The following is a 14,304-nucleotide window of genomic DNA, read 5'->3' as shown; positions in this document are numbered from 1 at the left end:
GTCCGTTCTGGTGGGCTTGGTCCTCCGCCCGTCGGCGCTGTCGATCACACCCGCCGCCAGCTGTCGTAGGGAGCAAATGCATTGTCTTGTATTGGAATTGGCGTGTGGATAATGGCCGGGTGTCACCGGACAGGTGTACGATAAGTGGTATGGAGGGGACGCCAGCAATCGGAGGGCCTGAGGTCAGGTCCGCTTCGTCGTGTCCTTACTCGCGGAGATGGACCCGGAGGGTTTGACGCAGGCGGAGCGGGTCGCAACGGTGTCCGCGTTGGAGGCGTTGAAGGGTGCAGCGGCGGCTGCGCAGGCGCGACTGACGGCGGCTGCGGTGGTGGATCGTGAGGCACTGGGTGAGGACTCCCGCAGTGTGCGCGCGGACCTGGCGTTGGCCCGTCGGTGCTCGCCGACGGTGGCGGACCAGCACGTGGGGGTGGCGAAGGCGCTGGTGGGTGAGATGCCCGAGACGATGGCGGCGTTGACGCGTGGGGAGATCAGCGAGCGGCGGGCGATGATCGTGGTGCGGGAGACGGCCTGCCTGAGTGTGGAGCACCGCGCGGAGGTCGATCGCCGGCTCGCACCCACGATCGGGTCGTTGGGGGACAAGGCGTTGGCCGGGGCGGCCCGGCGTGCCGGTGCCGCGTTGGATGCGGAGAGTCTTGCTGAACGCAACCGCCGCGCTGTCGCGAGTCGTCGTGTCAGTGTCCGCCCGGCCGCCGATGGGATGGCCTGGCTGTCGATCCTGGGTCCGATGAAGGACATCATCGGCGCCCACGTCGCGTTGACCGCCGAAGAGTCCCGCCGCCACCAGATCGACCCCGACCTACCCGGTGCTCAGTGGGACGCCGCCGCTGCCGCAGCTCGTGCGGACGCTCGCGGCAAGGGTGCGTGGCTTGCTGACCGGGCCTTGGAGCTGTTGTCAGGTCGGGCGAAGGGTCAGCCGCAGCCGGTCGAGGTCAACCTCGTCATGACCGACAAGGTCCTCCTCCCAGCAGCGTTCGGTGGCAAGGCACCCGCAGATGATGTCGCCGTGATCCCTGGGTGGGGACCGATCCCCGGACGCGAAGCGCGTGCATACATAGCTGACCTGTTGGACCACACAGGCGCCGAAACGACGAGCGGTATGAGTGGCGCCGGCGCGGATGGCGACACTGCCGCGTTCGTGTGGTTGCGGCGGCTGTTCACGGACCCCACGGGTCGTGACCTCGTGGCCCTCGACTCGAAGCGCCGCCGCTTCCTCGGCGGCCTCCGCCGCTTCCTGGAACTGCGCGACCCCACGTGCCGCGTCCCTTGGTGCGACGCACCCGCGATCGAGGCAGACCACGTCCGGGCGGTCCACGACGGTGGTGACACGACCGGAGCCAACGCTGGCGGGATGTGCAAACGCCACAACCTCGTCAAGGAAGAACCTTGTTGGCACGCCAGAGTCCAGTCGACCGGCCTCGACGGAACGGGTGCGCACGGCATGCGCATCACGACACCCACGGGACGCGTGCACGACTCCACCGCGCCACCGATTTTGGGCGAAGGCTGGACCGAACCGGAACCAGTGCCCGACGACTGGGTGCCGCGTGTCGACTTCGGCTTCCCGACACACCCCTTCGAAATGGCCGCCTGAACTGTCCACAGGAGATCAAGGATGACCAGGTTGTCCACAGGTCGGTCTCCGCGTGTGGACGCCAACCCGAATGTGCGAGTTGGCTGTTCGCATGGTCACCACGGGGGAGCTGAGAGAGCGTGCACAGCGGTGGCGGGCCGCCGCACAGGACACTCGCGCCGAGTGCGAGGTGCTCCGTCAAGTGTCCGGGCTGAGCTGGCGCTCGCCTTCGGCGCGGGAGTTCCGGCAGGTCATCTCCCGACGGATGGCCGAGCTGCAGGAGCTGGCCGAGCGAGAGGACGCGGTCGCCGACCTGCTGGACAGGGTGGCCGAGTCGGCGGAGCTCGCCGCATGAGCGACGACTTCGGTGTCACCGGTGGCGCGGGGGGCATCGAGGTCGGCATCGAGGACCTGCGCCGCGCCTCTGCCTCGCTCCGGTGCACTGCCGACGCCATGGTGAAGGCCACGCCTCGCGAGACGGACGTCGAGCTGCCGACCCCGGCCGTCCCTGTCGCCGGGCCCGACTGGGGGATGGGGGCGAGGGTTCTCGGGGCGCCGATCGACCTCGTCCCGCTCGTGGCCCGGTGCCGTCATGACCTCGACGACCTGGTCTCCGACGTGGCCGGTGCAGTGGAACGGTTGCGTCGGCTCTCGCGTGAGGTCGCCAGCGCGGCCGCTCACTACGAGTGGGCAGAGGCAGCCGTGCGTGGCCTCGTCGACGGGGTCCACGTGCAGGCCATGGCCACCGCGTGGCTGGTCACCGAGGTCACGGGTCAAGCCTTCGGCCTGCTCGACGAGGGCTCGGGCTGGGACGTCGGAGTCGCGCCCGTGTCCCGGACGGAGTCGAGCCCTGTCACCGCGTCCGCCGACTGGCTGCTGTCCGGACTGGAGGGACTCAGTCACGACGGCAGCGTGCGCGTGGTCGAGGTGCCGGTCGCCGACGGGACCACGACCTGGGTGGTCCAGATCCCCGGCACTCACGGCGGACTGTGGCGCGGCGACGAGGTTCCCATGGACTGGCCCGCCAACGTGTCACTCATGCTGCGCAACACCAGTGCGTCCAAAACCGCCGCCACCATGGCGCTCCAACAGGCCCAGCGCGGCCGCTCGAGGCCCGGGGACCGGGTCGTCCTCGCCGGTTTCAGCCAGGGCGGGATCGTCGCCGCGGCATTGGCGTCCGATCCGGACTTCGGCCGGCAGCATCGCGTGAGCCACGTCGTCACGGCGGGCTCGCCGATCGACCAGTTCCCCATCCCGGTCAGGACCACGGTGCTCTCGCTCCAGCACCGCGCCGATCCTGTGCATGCGCTCGACGTCTCACCCCCTCCGGGACGGCGTCACTGGACCACGGTGAGCTCGGGGGCCGCGACGACCGCGACCGGTCCCTTCCGGTTCCACGACCTGCCCCTCTACCGACGGGTGGCTGCCAAGGCCGACCGGTCGAGCGACGTGTCCCTGACCGCGTGGAAGCGCGGTGCGGCACCCGCGCTGACGCCTGCAGCCGGGTCAAGGGCCGTGGTGCATGAGTTCCGGTCGGAGAGGCGGTGGCAGAATCGCGACTCGTGACCCCCAAACTGCTGTTCCGTCGGGTGGCCGTCGCCGAGGCGATCACCTGGGCACTCCTCCTTGTCGGCATGTTCCTCAAGTACGTGACGGAGACGACCGAGCTCGGAGTGCGCATCTTCGGGATGGTGCACGGCGTGGTCTTCATCGCCTACGGGTTGATCGCCCTCGCGACCTGGGTCAACCAGAAGTGGTCGTTGCGGACCGGCCTGCTGGCGCTCGTGAGTGCCGTGCCGCCGTTCGCGACCATCCTGTTCGACCGGAGCGCAGAGTCGGCCGGCCAGCTCGAGGGACCGTGGCGCTTCGGTGACGGCGGCCAGTCACCTGCGTCCCTGCCCGAGAAGGTTCTGGCCTGGCTCACCCGCAACCCGGCGCTGGCCGCTGTGGTCGGTGTCGTGGCCGTCGCAGGACTGACGGGTGTCGCCCTCGTCGTCGGCCCGCCGGCGTCGGGCAGCTGATGAACCCGTCCACCGCGCTCGCTCGCGTCCTCGTCGACGAGCTGATCCGTGGTGGAGTTCGCGAGGTCGTCCTCGCTCCCGGTTCGCGCTCCGCGCCCCTTGCGTATGCAGTGCAGCAGGCCGAGCGCGAAGGCCGCCTTCGCTTGCACGTCCGGGTGGACGAGCGGACTGCCGGGTTCCTGGCCCTCGGCCTCGCCAAGGGTTCTCGCACACCGGTCCCGGTCATCACGACGTCCGGGACGGCGGTCGCAAACCTGCACCCGGCGGTGCTCGAGGCCCACCACACCGGGGTGCCGCTCTTGGTGCTGTCAGCCGATCGCCCGGCCGAGCTGCGCGGAACCGGGGCCAACCAGACGACGGTGCAGCCGGGTCTCTTCGGATCGGCCGTGCGCTGGTCTGTGGACGTGCCGGCGCCCGAACTCGTTGAGTCCGTGGGCGGATTCCAGCGCTCAACCGTGTGTCGCGCCCTGGTGGCAGCACGAGGCACCACCGCTGCGGGTCTGCCGGGCCCGGCTGCTGGCCCGGTCCACCTCAATGTCTCCTTCCGCGACAACCTGACGCCGGACCTGGGCGATGCCTCCGAGGTCCATGCCGGGCGTGCCGACGGAGAGCCCTGGGTCCGCAGCCCCTTGGGCGGGTGGTTCGGCGTGTCCAGCACTGGTGGTCTCACGCACATCCCGCGGACCCTCGTCGTCCTCGGTGACCTCGCACAGTCACCCGTCACCTCGGCGCAGGTCGTGGACTGGGCCGTGTCCCGCGGCTATCCCGTGGTCGCAGAACCCTTTGGCGTGCATGACCGGACCGCTGTCGTGCCGCACGGACCGCTCCTCCTCACTGCTGGGGAGTGGCTCGCGGAGAACCTCCCGGAGCGCGTGCTCGTCGTCGGTCGCATCACGTTGTCCCGAGCGGTTGCTGCGCTGCTGCGCACCGAGGGGCTGCGCGTGGAGGTGTTCACGGGGGCGTCGCAGTGGTCCGATCCGGCTCACGTCGTCCACGAGGTGCACTCGCTGATGACCTTCGCGGGTGAGTCGCCGGAGGCCGCCGACGCTCGGTGGTTGAAAGGGTGGGGTGGCGCCGGATCGGTTGTGGCACAGGCGGTCCAGAACCAGCGCGCGCCTTGGGGGACAGGCTTGGCCGTCGCTTCCGTCGTCGGTGAGGCGCTCCCGGACGGTGCGCAGCTCTTTGTCGGGTCGTCGAACCCGGTGCGCGACCTCGACCTCGGCATGAGCCGCGACTCGGCCATCTCCGTCCTGGCCAACCGTGGGCTGGCCGGGATCGACGGTTGCCTGTCGACCGCGCTAGGGCTGGCGCTCACGACAGATGCGTCGAGCTACGCCTGGGTCGGCGACCTCACCTTCCTCCACGACTCCAACGCCCTGGCGATCGGTCCGGACGAGCCGAGACCCGACCTCACGATCCTCGTCACCAACGACGGCGGTGGCGGCATCTTCCGCACCCTCGAGCACGGCGTCCCGGAGAGGGCGGACGACTTCGGCCGCATCTTCGGCACCCCGACGGGGACCGACTTCGGGGCACTGTGCCGAGCACACGGCATACGCCATGTGGTTGCGCAGACGCGCGAGGCGGCAGCCCACGTTCTGTCTGCGACTCCTGACGGCATCACTGTCGTGGAGGTGCCCGTCGACCCGGACTCGCACCGCGGAGCGCACGAGCGTCTGCGCCGGATCGCGCGCAAGGCGCTGGCGATTTCGGGGTGAGCGTGCGACTTGCGAGAATGAGGCCGTGACCACCACCCCCCATCGCACCGATGTCCTCGTCGTCGGCGCCGGACCGGCCGGATCCGCCGCGGCGGCCTGGGCGGCTCGCTCCGGACGAGACGTGGTGCTGGCCGACGCCGCCGTCTTCCCGCGGGACAAGACCTGTGGCGACGGACTGACGCCGCGCGCGATCGCGGAGCTCACCCGGCTCGGCCTCGAGGACTGGCTGCGTGCGCACACGGTGAACCAGGGACTGCGCGCACACGGCTTCGGCCAGGTGCTCGAGCTGCCCTGGCCCGGGGGGTCGCTGCCGGACTGGGGTTCGGCTGTCGCGCGCACCGAGCTCGACGACCACCTCCGCACCACCGCCCTGAAGTCCGGTGCCGTCGGTGTGGAGGGGGCCAAGGCCGTCGACGCCCGACTCGAGGGTGGCCGCGTGCGCGGTGTGACCTTCCAGCGCGACGGCGAGAGCTTCGAGATCGAGTGCGAGCGGCTCATCGTCGCCGACGGTGTGCGCTCTGGACTCGGGAAGGTGCTCGGTCGGGTCTGGCACAAGGACACCGTGTATGCCGTGGCCGGTCGTTGCTACGTCGACTCGACGCTGTCCGACGACCCGTGGATCAGCAGCCACCTCGAGCTGCGCGGCGAGCAGGGCGAGATCCTGTCGGGCTACGGCTGGATCTTCCCGCTGGGCGGCGGGCAGGTGAATGTCGGTGCCGGGACGCTGGCCACGACGAAGCGGCCGGCCGAGGTCGCGATCAAGCCGCTCATGGCGCGCTACGTCGAGGAGTGCCGTGACGGGTTCGGCCTGCAGGGGGAGGCACGGCTGGCCACGAGTGCGCTGCTGCCGATGGGTGGCGCTGTCAGTGGTGTGGCAGGCCCGAACTGGGCGCTCATCGGTGACGCCGCTGCCTGCGTCAACCCCCTGAACGGCGAGGGCATCGACTACGGGCTCGAGTCGGGACGGTTCGTCGTGGACCTGCTCGACACGGACCTGTCGGTGACCTGGCCGGCGTTGCTCAAGGAGCACTACGGCGAGGCGTTCTCGATCGCTCGTCGTCTCGCGGGTGTGGTGACGGTGCCGCGCGTGCTGCCCGCGCTGGGCCCGGCCGGCATGCGGTCGGACTGGCTCATGACGCTCGCGCTGCGGTGGATGGGCAACCTCGTGACCGACGAGGACCGCGACTCAGCTGCTCGGGTGTGGCGCTGGGCCGGTCGCCAGTCCGTCCGACTCGAGCACCGCCCGCCCTTCACCTGATCCCACCGGGACCGGCTCTCGATTCGCCGCTTGTCGCTCGATTCGCTGAAACATCGGCGAATCCAGCGGACTTTGGCGAATCGCCTCATCTCTGGTCGTCTACCAGCCACCGCCGCACTCAGCGGGCGAGGGCGTCCTGGACGCTGGTCTCGGGTTCGCCCAGGACCGGGTCGCGACCAGTGACCACGTCGCCGACGGCCTTGATGTTGGCGAGCTTCTCGCGCGCCCAGCCGATCCACCACTGACGTGGGTAGCGGTCGCGCATCGAGGTGTCCCCGACGCCATGCGTGGTCATGCCGGCCGCTCGGCACAGGGCGACCGCGCGACCCACGTGATAGCGCTGCGAGATCACCGTGACCTCGTCGACGCCGAAGACGCGGTGAGCGCGCTGGCAGGAGTCGTAGGTGTCACGTCCGGCGAAGTCGAGGACGACGTCCTCCGTGGGCACTCCCGCCGCGACGAGGTAGTCGCGCATGGCCGTCGGCTCGTCGTAGGCATGGGTGCGGTTGTCGCCTGACACCAAGAGGACGCGCACCTTGCCTTTGTCGTACAGCTCCTTGGCGGCATCGAGGCGGGCTGCAAGATACGGGCTGGGTCGGCCGCCCTGCAGACCGGCGCCGAGGACCAGGGCCACGGGCGCGGCAGGGGCGTCGGCGACATCCGCCGCGTCGTCCACTCGTCCGACTGACGCGATGAGGATCCAGGCCCAAGGCACCAGCACCCCGAGAAGCCCCAGCACGATCGGCACGCAGAGCCACCGAACCCAGGACCGCCCCCAAAGTCTCTTCACGCGCCCAGTCTCGCAGCGCAGCTGGTGCCGGGAGGCCGACTTGGGCGGACGGCATACGCGCGTGTCGCGGGAGTTTTGGGGGAATTGGGTGGGAAACCCCCACGAGACGTCAGGGTTGGGGACGGGAGCGCGGCGTCGCGGCGGTGAGGGCGTCGCGCATGGGGATGAGCTTGGCGTCGGACTCGGCCACCTCGGCCTCCGGCACCGAACCCGCGACGATGCCGCACCCGGCATAGAGCGACATGCGGTGGTCGTCCTCATGGTGGATCGCCCCTGAGCGCAACGCGATTCCCCACTCGCCGTCCCCGCTCGCGTCGATCCAGCCGACCGGCCCGGCATAGCGGCCGCGGTCCATGTGCTCGAGCTCGCTGATGAGCCCGTCCGCCACCGAGGTCGGTGTCCCGCACACCGCCGCACTCGGATGGAGCGACGCGGCCAGGGCCAGCGAGGTCGTCCGGTCGGTGAGCACGCCCGCGACGTCGGTCGCCAGGTGCATGACGTTGGACAGGTGCAGGACGAAGGGTGCCTCGGGCACGTTCATCGAGGAGCAGTGCGGCGCAAGGGCGTCGGCCACCGAGCGCACGGCGTACTCGTGTTCCTCGAGGTCCTTCGACGACCGGGCGAGCGAGGCGGCCAGCGCCAGGTCGTGCTCGTCGTCCCCGGTGCGGCGGATCGTCCCCGCCAGCACCCGAGAGGTCACGAGACCCTTCTCGCGGCGCACCAGCATCTCCGGCGTCGCACCCACCAACCCGTCGACGGCGAAGACCCACGTCGACCCATAGCTCTCGGCCAGGCGTCCGAGCAGCCAGCGCACGTCGATCGGAGCGGCAGTGCGCACGTCGAGATCTCGGGCGAGGACCACCTTGTCCAGAGCGCCCGCCTGGATGCGGGTCACCGCCTCGGCGACGGCCCCGGCCCACTCGGTCGGCGACAGTGAACCGTCTGCGAAGGTCACGTCACCCGGCGCCACGGCGTCGGTCGAGACCGACGGATCGACGTTCGGAGGGAGGGCGTGAGTCGACGTCGTCGTCACCCACCACCGGTCGCCGCGCCGCCCGATGACGACCGACGGCACGACGAGAGTGGCACCGGAAGGTGAGTCCGCGGCATACGAGATCGCGCCGAAGGCGACGGGTCCGGTGCCGGGCAGGTCGACCTCGTCGCGCACGACTGCGGACCCCGACACCTCACTCCACCAGGACTCGAGTGTGGCGAACCGGTCGGCGCCGTGAGCGGTCACCGACAGGGTGCGACCCCAGCCGACGAGGCCGTCGCCACGACGCACCCAGGAGGTGGTGTCACGCGGGCTCGTCGCAGGCAGGAGTGCCAGCAGGGACGTGCCGTCCGCGGGGGACAGCGCGACGGTGCGGGCGACGAGGGGCGCATGGGGCGCGAGGTCCGACTCGGACGTGGGCATGGACGTCATCACGGGCGAGCGTAACCCCGAGGGGCGGCAGTCCTCGCAAGGACGCGGTGAGATGATGGCGACATGAGCCGCGCCTCCCTCGACAAGGACCCCCGCGACGTCGCGGCGATGTTCGACGACGTCGCCGAGAGGTACGACGTGACCAACGACGTACTCTCCCTGGGCCAGGACCGGCTGTGGCGACGCGCCGTCCGCCAGGCCGTCGACGCGCAGCCGGGGGAGCGGGTCCTCGACATCGCGGCCGGCACGGGGACGTCGAGCGAGCCGTTCGCCGACCAGGGTGTCCACGTCGTGCCCGCCGACTTCTCGCTCGGCATGCTGCGGGTCGGCAAGAAGCGTCGCGACGACCTCGGCTTCACCGCAGCAGACGCCATGAGGCTTCCGTTCGCCGACGAGTCGTTCGACGTGGTGACGATGTCGTTCGGCCTGCGCAACGTGGCCGACATCGACGCGGCCCTGCGTGAGTTCGCCCGCGTCACCAGGCCGGGTGGGCGCCTGGTCGTGTGCGAGTTCAGCCAGCCGGTCAACGGGCCGTTCCGCAAGGTCTACGTCGAGTACCTCATGGAGGCGCTTCCGCGCGTGGCCCGCAGGGTCAGCTCGAACCCCGAGTCCTACGTCTACCTCGCCGAGTCGATCCAGGCCTGGCCCGACCAGAGGGCGCTTGCGTCGCGGGTGGCCGAGGCCGGGTGGGGCGAGGTCGCGTGGCGCAACCTGAGCGGCGGGATCGTCGCGCTGCACCGAGCGGCGAAGCCCGCCTGAGGACACGAGGGAGCTCTGCGACTGAGGCCCGGAAGGCGGGCTGAGCGCGAGCGTAGGCACCGAGCGGCGAAGCCCTGACGTTCGCTCAACCCGACTTTGTGGCGCTCAACCCGAGTTGCCGAGTGGGGTCGAGCGGCCCTTTATCGGGTGACCCGATAATGCGGCCGGGGACTTAGGTTGGCCTTAGTGATCAGCGAGAAATCGGCTGCATAGAGTGGGTCGGTGTTCGTGAAGACTTTCACAAGCAAGGTGCGCCGTTGATCCTCGCCACTCATGCCCCCGATGCTGCTGGCTCCGCCAGTGGCGTCCGCGACCTCGATGGTGCGGGCGTCGTTACCGGAGCGTTGCGCCTCGGAGGGCTCGCGAACGCTGCAGTTGAGACCTGCGTCACGCCCTCTACGATGGGGCGCGTGACCCGAGCCGCCGCACACCCTGGCACCGAAAGGGGAGTTGACCAGCGATGAGCAACCCCTACGTCCCGATCCTCTTCCTGCTGGCCCTCGGCTTCGGTTTCGCCGCCCTGTCGGTGGGTACGAGCCTCGTCGTCGGACCCAAGCGCTACAACCGCGCCAAGTCCGAGCCGTACGAGTGCGGGATCCAGCCGTCACCGCGTGCCACCGGCGGTGGTCGCGTGCCGATCAAGTACTTCCTCACGGCAATGCTCTTCATCATCTTCGACATCGAGTCGGTCTTCCTCTACCCGTTCGCGGTGGCGTTCGACTCGCTCGGGCTGTTCGCGCTCGTCGAGATGGTGCTGTTCATCCTCACCGTGTTCGTCGCCTACGCGTACGTGTGGAAGCGCGGCGGGCTGGAGTGGGACTGATGCCTTGCCTGCCCGGTATGCCGTGTGCTGACCATGCGCGGATGCGCGTCAACGTTTCGATCGGAAGGGGTCTCTGATGGGACTCGAGGAGAAGCTGCCCGCAGGCTTCGTCCTGACGACGCTCGAGAGCGTCGCCGGATACATGCGCAAGGCGTCCATCTGGCCCGCCACGTTCGGCCTCGCGTGCTGCGCGATCGAGATGATGGCCGTCGGCACGCCGGACTACGACATCGCCCGCTTCGGCATGGAGCGCTTCTCGGCGACGCCCCGCCAGGCCGACCTGATGATCGTCGCCGGACGGGTGTCCAACAAGATGGCCCCGGTCGTGCGCCAGGTCTACGACCAGATGCCCAACCCCAAGTGGGTCATCTCGATGGGTGTGTGCGCCAGCTCGGGCGGCATGTTCAACAACTACGCGATCGTCCAGGGCGTCGACCACATCATCCCGGTCGACATCTACCTCCCCGGCTGTCCGCCCCGTCCCGAGATGCTGCTCAACGCGATCATCGAGCTGCACGACCAGATCCAGAACTCCAAGCTCGGCGTCAACCGGATCGCCGCCGCCCGCGCTGCCGAGGAGGCAGCCCTGCGAGCCACCCCGACGCGCCTCATGCAGCCGACCCACGACCACGACGCCCTCACGGCGACGCCCGGGAGGAACCTCCTCGCATGAGCTCCGAAAAACCTACGGTGCCTGACGACACGGCGGCCGACGAGGCGACCACGCCTCGCAGCAAGGTCACCACGCACGTCGACTCCGGCGACGTCCACGCCGACGACCTCGACCTGACCCGAGCCCGGGCCACCGGCGACACCGACCCGATCCGGATCGGCGAGCGTCGCGGCATGTTCGGAGCGACGAGGGGTAGCGACACCACCGGCTACGGCGGCCTGCGCTCCCCGATCCTCTTCCCCGGCGAGTCGGAGAAGCCCTACGGCTCCTACTTCGACGAGCTGACCGACACTCTCGGGCGAGCGCTCGGCGCGACGGGCACCACGGCATACGACACCGCAGTCGAGCGGATCGTCGTGGACCGCGGCGAAGCTCACCCTGCACGTGGCGCGCGAGGCCCTGCCGACGGTCGTCCGCGCGCTGCGCGACGACCCGGCCCTGCGTTTCGAGATCTGCACCGGGGTCTCGGGTGTGCACTTCCCGAACGAGGTCGGTCGCGAGCTGCACGCCGTCTACCACCTGCTCTCGATCACCCACAACCGTCGCGTGCGTCTCGAGGTGAGCGCGCCCGAGACCGATGCCCGCATCCCCTCGGTCGTCGAGACCTATCCCGCGGCGGACTGGCACGAGCGTGAGACCTGGGACATGTTCGGCATCGTCTTCGAGGGCCACCCCGCTCTCACCCGGATCCTCATGCCGGACGACTGGCCGGGACACCCCCAGCGCAAGGACTATCCGCTGGGTGGCATCCCGGTGGAGTACAAGGGCGGCACCGTCCCGCCGCCCGACGAGCGGAGGTCGTACAGCTGATGGCCACTGACAAGGACACCGTCTACGAAGACATCCCGGCACACGAGCAGAGCCCGGGGCTCGACTCCGAGCTGGGCGACGGCATCGACGAGGGTGGGCGCGACCCCTACGCCACCACCGACGCCGACCGCGAGGACGGCGCTCGCGTCTTCAACGCGACCGGCGGCGACTGGGGCGACCTGGCCGACGAGGCGACCGCCCTCCATGAGGAGCGCATCGTCGTCAACATGGGTCCGCAGCACCCGTCGACGCACGGCGTGCTCCGGCTCATCCTCGAGCTCGACGGTGAGATGGTCACCGAGGCCCGCGCGGGCATCGGCTACCTCCACACCGGCATCGAGAAGAACATGGAGTACCGCAACTGGGTGCAGGGCGTGACCTTCTGCACGCGCATGGACTACCTCACGCCGATGTTCCAGGAGACGACCTACTGTCTCGGCATCGAGCGGCTCCTCGGCATCGAGGACCAGATCCCCGAGCGCGCGAGCATCATCCGTGTCCTCATGATGGAGCTCACCCGCATCAACTCCCACCTCGTGTGCCTCGGCACCGGCGGCATGGAGCTCGGTGCGACGACCGTCATGACCGTCGGCTTCCGCGAGCGCGAGCGCATCCTGCGGATCTTCGAGACGATCACCGGTCTGCGCATGAACAACGCCTACATCCGCCCGGGTGGTGTCGCGCAGGACCTGCCGCACGGCAGCCTCGACCAGATCAACGGCACCGTCGGCGAGCTGCGCCGGGGCCTGCGCGAGCTCGAGCTCCTGCTCAACGAGAACCCGATCCTCAAGGGCCGCACCAAGAACGTCGGCTACCTCGACCTCGCCGGCTGCATGGCGCTCGGGATCACCGGACCCATCCTGCGCTCGACCGGGCTCCCGCACGACCTGCGCAAGAGCCAGCCCTACTGCGGCTACGAGACCTACGACTTCGAGGTCATCACCCGCACCGGCGCCGACGCCTACGACCGGATCCGGATCCGCCTCGACGAGATGTACGAGTCGCTCAAGATCGTCGAGCAGTGCGTCGAACGCCTCAAGAAGGTCACCGGCCCGGTCATGGTCGCGGACAAGAAGATCGCGTGGCCGGCCCAGCTGTCGGTCGGCAGCGACGGCCAGGGCAACAGCCTCGACCACATCCGCGAGATCATGGGCACCTCGATGGAGTCGCTGATCCACCACTTCAAGCTCGTCACCGAGGGCTTCCGCGTCCCCGCCGGCCAGGCCTATGTGCCGATCGAGTCGCCCAAGGGCGAGCTCGGGTGCCACATCGTCTCCGACGGCGGCACGCGTCCCTACCGGGCGCACTTCCGGGACCCGAGCTTCAACAACCTGCAGGCCGTGGCCGCGCTGTCCGAGGGCGGCCAGGTCGCCGACGTCATCGTCGCCGTCGCCAGCATCGACCCCGTCATGGGAGGCGTGGACCGTTGAGCGCGACAGGTAGCGAGCACACGAGTGAGGAACGAGCGAGGCGCGGAGCTGCCGTCGTTGCGCGAAGGGACAAGCACTGATGGAGCACTACGGACTGCAGATGGCGTCGGGCCACCTCACGGTGTCGCCCGAGTCCAAGGAGGCGTATGCCGCCGACGTCCTCGAGGGTCTGCACGCGGACGCCGCGCTGGTCATCGCCCGCTACCCGCAGAAGCGCTCGGCGCTGCTCCCGCTGCTGCACCTCGTGCAGTCGGTCGACGGCTACGTCACCGGCCGCGGGATCGACTTCTGTGCCGAGGTCCTCGAGCTGAGCCGCGCCGAGGTGTCGGGTGTCGCGACGTTCTACACCCAGTACAAGCGCCACCCCAACGGTGAGTACACGGTGGGCGTGTGCACCAACACGCTCTGCGCGATCATGGGCGGCGACGAGATCTGGGAGTCCGTCTCCGAGCACCTCGGCATCGGCCACGACGAGACGACCGACGACGGCAAGGTGACCCTCGAGCGCATCGAGTGCAACGCGGCCTGCGACTACGCGCCCGTCGTGATGGCCAACTGGGAGTTCTTCGACAACCAGACGCCCGAGTCGACCAACCAGCTCGTCGACGACCTGCGCGCCGGCACGCCCGTCAAGCCGACGCGAGGCCCCAACTCGGTGTGCTCCTTCAAGCAGATGTCGCGCGTGCTCGCCGGCTTCCCCGACGGTCTCGCCGACGAGGGTGTCGGCGCCGGCCCCGCCTCGCTGCGCGGCCTCGAGGTCGCCCACGAGAACGGCTGGGAGGCACCACGCGCCGAGCGCGCCGAGGCCGCGGACCGCGGAGATGACGACGCCACGACCGAGGCCAGCGCTGCCGGCGGGAACGTCGAGGGCAAGGCGGCCGGACGGCATACCTCGGTCAACGCCCCGACCAACGAGCCCGACGAGAAGCCGGGTGGCCAGGACGCCAAGGCCGACAAGCCTGCCAAGGACGCCGACAAGACGCCCGCGCCGACGGACGAGGACGC

12 protein-coding genes and 2 pseudogenes are annotated in these 14,304 nt (G+C 69.7%); 12 read left to right on the top strand and 2 right to left on the bottom strand.

Features of this window, described 5'->3' with window-relative positions:
- The first annotated feature begins 199 nt into the window (after positions 1-199).
- From ACZZ98_RS04455 to ACZZ98_RS04430, 6 genes are all read left to right on the top strand, one after another.
- Positions 200-1,612, top strand: a complete 1,413-nt coding sequence (locus tag ACZZ98_RS04455) for an HNH endonuclease signature motif containing protein (protein ID WP_463515111.1) — start codon at positions 200-202, stop codon at positions 1,610-1,612.
- A 91-nt stretch (positions 1,613-1,703) separates the two neighbouring features.
- Positions 1,704-1,946: a hypothetical protein gene (locus tag ACZZ98_RS04450; RefSeq protein WP_463515110.1), complete on the top strand. Its 243-nt coding sequence runs from the start codon at positions 1,704-1,706 to the stop codon at positions 1,944-1,946.
- On the top strand, positions 1,943-3,157 hold the full coding sequence (locus ACZZ98_RS04445) for a PGAP1-like alpha/beta domain-containing protein (RefSeq protein ID WP_463515109.1): 1,215 nt from the start codon (positions 1,943-1,945) through the stop codon (positions 3,155-3,157). Before ACZZ98_RS04450 ends, ACZZ98_RS04445 begins: the two co-directional genes overlap by 4 nt.
- The gene (locus ACZZ98_RS04440; RefSeq protein WP_463515108.1) at positions 3,154-3,612 is read left to right on the top strand and encodes a DUF3817 domain-containing protein; all 459 of its coding nucleotides are present in this window, start codon (positions 3,154-3,156) and stop codon (positions 3,610-3,612) included. The genes ACZZ98_RS04445 and ACZZ98_RS04440 overlap by 4 nt, the downstream gene beginning before the upstream one ends.
- Complete coding sequence (gene menD / locus ACZZ98_RS04435) at positions 3,612-5,330, top strand: 2-succinyl-5-enolpyruvyl-6-hydroxy-3-cyclohexene-1-carboxylic-acid synthase (protein ID WP_463515107.1); 1,719 nt, start codon at positions 3,612-3,614, stop codon at positions 5,328-5,330. The genes ACZZ98_RS04440 and menD overlap by 1 nt, the downstream gene beginning before the upstream one ends.
- A gap of 25 nt (positions 5,331-5,355) precedes the next feature.
- The gene (locus ACZZ98_RS04430) at positions 5,356-6,588 is read left to right on the top strand and encodes a geranylgeranyl reductase family protein (protein ID WP_463515106.1); all 1,233 of its coding nucleotides are present in this window, start codon (positions 5,356-5,358) and stop codon (positions 6,586-6,588) included.
- 118 nt (positions 6,589-6,706) lie between these two features.
- Here ACZZ98_RS04430 and ACZZ98_RS04425 read toward each other — a convergent pair whose 3' ends face one another.
- Entirely contained in the window at positions 6,707-7,378 is a 672-nt protein-coding gene (locus ACZZ98_RS04425) for a SanA/YdcF family protein (protein WP_463515105.1), read from the bottom strand.
- 109 nt (positions 7,379-7,487) lie between these two features.
- Positions 7,488-8,804, bottom strand: coding sequence for an isochorismate synthase (locus ACZZ98_RS04420; RefSeq protein ID WP_463515104.1), 1,317 nt, complete (start codon positions 8,802-8,804; stop codon positions 7,488-7,490).
- A gap of 63 nt (positions 8,805-8,867) precedes the next feature.
- Here ACZZ98_RS04420 and ACZZ98_RS04415 point away from each other — a divergent pair, with 63 nt between their 5' ends.
- From ACZZ98_RS04415 to nuoE, 6 genes and pseudogenes are all read left to right on the top strand, one after another.
- Entirely contained in the window at positions 8,868-9,563 is a 696-nt protein-coding gene (locus ACZZ98_RS04415; protein ID WP_463515103.1) for a demethylmenaquinone methyltransferase, read from the top strand.
- Positions 9,564-10,023: 460 nt separating this feature from the next.
- On the top strand, positions 10,024-10,386 hold the full coding sequence (locus ACZZ98_RS04410) for an NADH-quinone oxidoreductase subunit A (RefSeq protein ID WP_353952740.1): 363 nt from the start codon (positions 10,024-10,026) through the stop codon (positions 10,384-10,386).
- A 76-nt stretch (positions 10,387-10,462) separates the two neighbouring features.
- Positions 10,463-11,059 (top strand): NuoB/complex I 20 kDa subunit family protein, encoded by a 597-nt coding sequence (locus ACZZ98_RS04405; RefSeq protein ID WP_463515102.1) that lies wholly within the window; start codon positions 10,463-10,465, stop codon positions 11,057-11,059.
- A pseudogene (locus ACZZ98_RS04400) lies at positions 11,056-11,869 on the top strand (NADH-quinone oxidoreductase subunit C). The gene ACZZ98_RS04405 and the pseudogene ACZZ98_RS04400 overlap by 4 nt, the downstream one beginning before the upstream one ends.
- Positions 11,869-13,299 (top strand): NADH-quinone oxidoreductase subunit D, encoded by a 1,431-nt coding sequence (locus ACZZ98_RS04395; protein ID WP_463515101.1) that lies wholly within the window; start codon positions 11,869-11,871, stop codon positions 13,297-13,299. Before ACZZ98_RS04400 ends, ACZZ98_RS04395 begins: the two are co-directional and overlap by 1 nt.
- A gap of 100 nt (positions 13,300-13,399) precedes the next feature.
- Positions 13,400-14,254: pseudogene (nuoE, locus tag ACZZ98_RS04390) on the top strand (NADH-quinone oxidoreductase subunit NuoE); the annotation flags it as partial.
- Positions 14,255-14,304: the final 50 nt, after the last annotated feature.

Source organism: Knoellia sp. AC549 (genome assembly GCF_979258975.1).
This window is presented reverse-complemented; position numbering and strand designations above follow the sequence as displayed.